This window comes from uncultured Ralstonia sp., assembly GCA_913056305.1.
Taxonomy (GTDB): Bacteria; Pseudomonadota; Gammaproteobacteria; order Burkholderiales; family Burkholderiaceae; genus Ralstonia.
In genome coordinates this window covers 1-6,298 of record CAJXMR010000248.1, presented here as the reverse complement: position 1 = coordinate 6,298, position 6,298 = coordinate 1, and the positions used below count along the sequence as shown (strand labels likewise).

General features: G+C 65.4%; 7 protein-coding genes. 1 reads left to right on the top strand and 6 read right to left on the bottom strand.

The annotated features are described in order from the left end of the window. On the bottom strand, positions 1-725 hold a 725-nt coding region (locus QZ609_RS23320; protein WP_295499941.1), incomplete at its 3' end, for a M23 family metallopeptidase. An 80-nt stretch (positions 726-805) separates the two neighbouring features. Between QZ609_RS23320 and QZ609_RS23315 the strand changes: the two genes are divergently transcribed. Then, a complete protein-coding gene (locus QZ609_RS23315) occupies positions 806-1,315 on the top strand; it encodes a DciA family protein (RefSeq protein WP_295499939.1) in 510 nt (169 codons plus the stop codon). Between the two features lie 49 nt (positions 1,316-1,364). Here the strand turns inward: QZ609_RS23315 and lpxC are convergent, their stop codons facing one another. The 5 genes from lpxC to QZ609_RS23290 all read right to left on the bottom strand — a co-directional run. Further along, positions 1,365-2,282, bottom strand: a complete 918-nt coding sequence (lpxC, locus tag QZ609_RS23310; RefSeq protein ID WP_295499937.1) for a UDP-3-O-acyl-N-acetylglucosamine deacetylase — start codon at positions 2,280-2,282, stop codon at positions 1,365-1,367. Positions 2,283-2,523: 241 nt separating this feature from the next. Next, the gene (locus QZ609_RS23305) at positions 2,524-3,024 is read right to left on the bottom strand and encodes a peroxiredoxin (protein ID WP_295499943.1); all 501 of its coding nucleotides are present in this window, start codon (positions 3,022-3,024) and stop codon (positions 2,524-2,526) included. Between the two features lie 333 nt (positions 3,025-3,357). Continuing rightward, entirely contained in the window at positions 3,358-4,560 is a 1,203-nt protein-coding gene (ftsZ, locus tag QZ609_RS23300; RefSeq protein ID WP_295499935.1) for a cell division protein FtsZ, read from the bottom strand. Positions 4,561-4,706: 146 nt separating this feature from the next. Continuing rightward, positions 4,707-5,939 (bottom strand): cell division protein FtsA, encoded by a 1,233-nt coding sequence (gene ftsA / locus QZ609_RS23295; RefSeq protein ID WP_295499933.1) that lies wholly within the window; start codon positions 5,937-5,939, stop codon positions 4,707-4,709. Next, positions 5,936-6,298: cell division protein FtsQ/DivIB (locus tag QZ609_RS23290; protein ID WP_295499931.1), on the bottom strand; the 363-nt coding region annotated here is incomplete at its 5' end. The genes QZ609_RS23290 and ftsA, both read right to left, overlap by 4 nt.

Below are 6,298 nucleotides of genomic sequence, written 5' to 3'. Positions count from 1 at the left end.
GACGCATGGGCATAGCGCGTCTTCAGGCCGTTGCCGTGGTCGACGTCGATCATGTTGCCGTATTCGTGGTGGAACTCGCTGGCCACCACCACGCCGCCTGCCGCCGCCACGATGGGCGTACCAACCGGCGCAACAAAGTCCACGCCATCATGTTGCGTGCGTCGACCGGTGAACGGATCGATGCGCGTGCCAAAGCCCGACGAGTCATAACCCGTGGCGACGGGGCGCACGGTCGGCATCATCTTGGCGTGGATCTGGCGGTCCATCAGGGTGCTCTCGAGCACGCTGAGGTAATCGTTGCGCTGGTCCGCCGAGCGCGTCAGGCGCTCCAGCTCGGACTGGATCTCCGGCATCGACATCGGCCGGGAGAACGCGCCCTCCGGCCCGCCGCGGCCCGGCTGCGACTTGAAGTCGAACTCGCGCGGCGGCACACCGGCCAGGCCCGACACGCGCGCGCCGAGCGCATCCAGGCGCACCATCTGCGCCTGCATTTCGCCGATGCGCGCAGCCATCAGGTTGAGGTTGTCGCGGGTGACGCGCGGGTCTGCGCCCGGCGTGGCGGCGGCCGTCACGCCGGGCACCAGACCCTGCTTGACGGCGAGCCAGGTGGCGCCGCCCGACAGCGCTGCGACCGACAGCAACGCACCGACCATCACGGCTGCCACTTGGCGCCGCGTCAGGTGCACCGCACCGGCCTTGCGCGGATGAATCAGGATGATCTGCATCGCTCGCTCACGGCCCCAAGAAGGGACAAAAAAGCCGCCCAACGGCATGACAGCGCGGTAAAGCGCCCTACAATGCCGGCATGCGAATCTTTGTTCATCCCGCTCTCAAGACGCCCGTGGCAAAACCGGTCCAGGACTGGCTCTCGGGTGCCGGCTCGGTCGGCCCGCTGATGCAGGCGGCCAGGCAAATGGCGTCGTTGGAAGCGGAGGTGTTGTCGCTGTTGCCGCCCGGACTGGGCGGCGGCGTGGCGGTCGGCGGCATCAGGAATGACTCGCGCGACAGCCGGGAAGCGACCTTGGTATTGCTCGCTGCACATAGTGCAGCTGCGGCGCGCGTACGTCAGGTGGTGCCCACCTTGCTTGAGCGTCTGCAGCGCCGGGGATCGCAGATTACCGCAATTCGGGTACGGGTACAACCGCAGGGCGGCGGCGACAGCTTATGGCCACAAGAGACCGAAAAGCCGCCCAAACGCGCCAAGATGACAGCAGTTGGGCTCAACAGTCTGGCGACACTGACCAACGAACTGCCAGATTCTCCACTGCGGCAGGCGTTGGCCGACATGGTTGCACGGCATCTCCCGCCCAAATAGAAAAGCGCCCTTTCGGGCGCTTTTTCATGTGTGCAACCGTGCTGTCAGATCAGGAAAACGCCGGTTGCAACTGCGGCAGGAACGCGCGCGGCGCCTCTTCCACCTTGTCGAACGTCACGATCTCGTAGGCCGTCTCGTCGGCCAGCAGCGCACGCAGCAGCGCGTTGTTCAGGCCGTGGCCCGACTTGTGCGCGGTGTACGCAGCGATCAGCGGATGGCCGACCACGTACAGATCGCCGATCGCGTCGAGGATCTTGTGGCGGACGAATTCGTCGCCGTAGCGCAGTTCGTCGTTGTTCAGCATGCGGTGCTCGTCGAGCACGATCGCGTTGTCGAGGCTGCCGCCGCGCGCCAAGCCCACTTCGCGCAGCATCTCGACCTCGTGCGCGAAGCCGAACGTACGGGCGCGGGCGATTTCGCGCGTGTAGCTCGTATCCGCAAAATCGATCTCAAAGGTCTGGCCAGTCTTGTCGACGGCCGGATGACGGAACTCGATCGTGAACGACAGCTTGAAGCCGAAGTACGGGTCTAGGCGGGCGAGCTTGTCGCCCTCGCGGATCTCCACCGGCTTGGTCACGCGGATGAAGCGCTTGGCCGCGCCCTGCTCCTCGATGCCCGCCGACTGCAGCAAGAACACGAACGAGGCCGCGCTGCCGTCCATGATGGGGATTTCTTCCGCGTCGACATCGACGTAGAGGTTGTCGATGCCCAGGCCGGCGCAGGCCGACATGAGGTGCTCGACGGTCGACACGCGGGCGCCGTCCTTCTGCAGCACGGAAGCCAGGCGGGTGTCGCCGATGGCGCTGGCGGTGGCAGGAATCTCGACGGCCGGGTCCAGGTCCACGCGCGTGAACACAATGCCGATGCCGGGTGCCGCCGGGCGCAGCGTCAACGTCACCTTGCGGCCCGAGTGCAACCCGATGCCGACGGTCTTGACGACGGACTTGATGGTGCGTTGTTTCAACATGGCCGCCCTCAACTCACGAAATTCTTGCGATTGTTTTTATCTATGCGCTCTGCATAGGTGATAACCCTAAGCATACCATTTTCACACCCCTGACTTCAAAACGACTTTTGTATCGGGATGTTAGGCCTTCTCACAGTCTGCTCAATATTTCGGCACCCAGCCAGCAGACTGAAGTCCTGCCGGTCTTCTGGCGGGCGGGGTGATGGGCGACACTCCGCCATTTGGGCAGGTCGGCGTGATCTCAAAGGAGCGCCAGCATCGATTCGGCGTCGCTGACGGTGAATTGCCCGGGCGCCTCGACCTGTAGCGCTGTTACCACACCGTTTTTGACGACCATGGCGTAGCGCTGCGAGCGCACGCCCATGCCGCGCTTGGAGAGGTCCTGGTCCAGGCCGAGCTTGCGTGTGAACTCCGCGCTGCCGTCGGCCAGCATGCGAATCCTGTCGTCGGTGCCTTGCGAGCGCGCCCAGGCGCCCATCACGAAGGCATCGTTGACCGACACGCACCAGATCTCGTCGACGCCCTTGGCGCGCAGTGCGTCGTAGTGCGTGAGATAGCCGGGTACATGGCGCGCCGAGCACGTTGGAGTGAAGGCCCCGGGCAGGCCAAAGACGATGACCGTCTTGCCTTCGGCCAGCAGCGACACGGAGAAGGCGTTGGGCCCGAGCGCGCAACCGTCCTTTTCCACTTCAAAGAACTCGTAGAGCGTCGCCTCGGGAAGCGGTTGACCAAGCTGGATCATGATCGTCACAAAGAGTTGCGCGCAGATGCGCCCATCATAAAACGAGACCGCCCGTGCGGATATCCACACGGGCGGTCTTGGGAGACAACCACATCAGGTACATCGCACCGCGCGCGGCACGACGAACGGGCACACCCGCCAGGCGGTATGAACCCTTCCGGGGAGGCGGCCAGAGGCCAGCCCGCCCGGCGGCAACGACTGTGTCCGGTTCGTCGCGCGCTGTCGGCAGTTCAGCGGCAGGCCATCACACTACGGCGGTCACGGGAGGGGAGCCGTGAGCCGCGCGGCGTGGGGTGCCACCGGCAGCCGGACGTGCGCGGGCAACCTGCCCGATCAGTCAGCCTGCTTGCGCAGGAAGGCCGGAATGTCGTACGTATCGACGCCCTTTTCCTGCAGCGCGGCCACGTGTGCCGAAGCCGACTCACGCGAGCTGCGCCACACGGCCGGGGTGTCGAAGTTGCTGTAGTCCGGCGCGGCCGCCACCGAGTGGCCCATGGCGCCACCGCCGAAGGCCACCGGCTGGTTGTCGGTACCGGTCTTGAGCAGCGTCATCGTCTGCGGCTGTTGCTGCTTGTTGCGGGCAGCGCGGCCCAGGCCCGTGGCCACCACGGTCACGCGCAGCGCGTCGCCCATGGCATCGTCGTAGACCGTACCGAAGATGACGGTGGCATCTTCCGCGGCATAGCTGCGGATGGTGTTCATCACTTCCTTGGTCTCGGACAGCTTGAGCGAGCGGCTGGCCGTGATGTTGACCAGCACGCCGCGCGCGCCCGACAGGTCCACGCCTTCCAGCAGCGGGCTCGCCACGGCCTGTTCAGCGGCCAGGCGGGCGCGGTCGACGCCGGACACGGTGGCCGTGCCCATCATCGCCTTGCCCTGCTCGCCCATCACGGTCTTCACGTCTTCGAAGTCGACGTTCACCAGACCGTCGACGTTGATGATTTCCGCGATGCCGGCCACGGCGTTGTGCAGCACGTCGTCGGCGCACTGGAAGCACTTGTCCATCTCGGCGTCGTCGCCCATGACTTCGAAGAGCTTCTCGTTGAGCACCACGATGAGCGAATCGACATTGCCTTCGAGCTCGTTGGCACCGTGCTCGCCGACCTTGGAGCGGCGCGCGCCCTCGAAGTCGAACGGCTTGGAGACCACACCCACGGTCAGGATGCCCATTTCCTTGGCGATCTGCGCGACCACCGGTGCGGCGCCCGTGCCCGTGCCGCCGCCCATGCCGGCGGTGATGAAGACCATGTGCGCGCCGCGCAGCGAGTCGGCGATTTGCTCACGCGCCTCTTCTGCGCAGTGCTTGCCGATTTCCGGCTTGGCACCAGCGCCCAGGCCCGTGTTGCCGAGCTGCAGCACGCGCGAAGCGCTCGAACGCTTGAGCGCCTGCGCGTCGGTGTTCATGCAGATGAATTCCACGCCTTGCACGCCGCGGCTGATCATGTGCTGCACGGCGTTACCGCCCGCGCCGCCGACGCCGACCACCTTGATGATGGTGCCGTCCTGCATTTCCGTTTCAATCATGTCGAAGTCCATCGTTGCCTCCAGAAGTGATCAGTCCCAGACGATGCAGCCTCCCCGCCGCAACCCCTGGTTCCTGAACAAAAAACATCAAAACAAGAAACTCGCTTTCGCTCCCGCAGGGAGGGGAGCGCATCGCCAACCGCCTAGCGCCCACGCGCTTAGAAATTGCCGATGAACCATTCCTTCATGCGCGTCCAGATCTGCCGGGCAGAACCGGACTGCACCACCACCTTTCGCCCACGCATGCGCTGCACGCGGCCCTCTTGCAGCAGGCCCATCACCGTGGCGTAACGCGGGCTCTTCACCACCTCGTGCAGGTTGCCGCGGTACTCCGGCACACCCACGCGCACGGGCTTCAGAAAAATGTCTTCACCCAGCTCAACCATGCCCGGCATCATCGCGGTGCCACCGGTGAGGACCACGCCGCTGGAGAGCAGTTCCTCATAGCCGGATTCGCGCACCACCTGGTGCACCAGCGAGAACAGCTCTTCCACGCGCGGCTCGATCACGGCGGCCAGTGCCTGGCGTGAGAGCGTGCGCGGGCCGCGATCGCCCACGCCCGGCACGTCGATCATCTCGTCCGGATCGGCCAGCACCTGCTTGCCGATGCCGTACTGGATCTTGATGTCCTCGGCGTCCGGCGTCGGCGTGCGCAGGGCCATGGCGATGTCGTTGGTGATCTGGTCGCCGGCGATGGGGATCACGGCCGTATGGCGGATCGCGCCTTCGCTGAAGATGGCGATGTCGGTCGTGCCGCTGCCGATGTCGACCAGCACCACGCCAAGTTCCTTCTCGTCCTCGGTCAGCACCGCCAGGCTCGAGGCCAGCGGCTGCAGGATCAAGTCGTGCACTTCCAGGCCGCAGCGGCGCACGCACTTGACGATGTTCTGCGCCGCGCTCACCGCGCCGGTCACGATGTGCACCTTCACTTCCAGGCGGATGCCGCTCATGCCGATCGGCTCGCGCACGTCTTCCTGGCCGTCGATGATGAATTCCTGCGTGAGGATGTGCAGGATCTGCTGGTCGGTCGGAATGTTGACGGCCTTGGCGGTCTCGATCACGCGCGCGACGTCGGCGGGGGTGACCTCTTTGTCCTTGATCGCCACCATGCCGCTGGAGTTGAAGCTGCGGATATGGCTGCCGGCGATGCCCGTAAAGACCTCGCTGATCTTGCAGTCGGCCATCAGCTCCGCTTCTTCGAGCGCTTTCTGGATCGACTGGACGGTCGCCTCGATGTTGACGACCACGCCCTTCTTCAGCCCCTTCGACTCGGTCTGGCCCATGCCGATGACCTCGTAGGCGCCGTCAGGCCGCAGCTCGGCCACCACCGCCACCACCTTGGAGGTGCCGATGTCCAGCCCGACCAGAAGATCCTTGTATTCCTTGCTCATCGCGTTTTCTCTGTGCGTCGCGTCGATTTGTTGTTGGCCGCCGTCTTGCCCCCCGCTTTCGCGTCGACCTTCACGGCATTGCCGGTGCCGGGCAGCTTGCCCCCCTTGGCCAGCACCGCGGCCTGCGCATCGGTCAGGAAGCGCACACCCGCTGCACGAACCGCGAACCCGTTGGGGTAGCGCAGATCGGCGTATTCAATCTGACCGCCCCAGCGTTGCGTCACCTGCGGCCACGCGCGCACGAAGCGGCGGGCACGCGCGGCCAGCGCGGTGCGGTCATCGTCATTCAACTCGCGGCCCAGCTCGATGACCGTGCCGTTGGACAACCGCGCGCGCCAGGCGTAGCGGTCGGTGAGCGT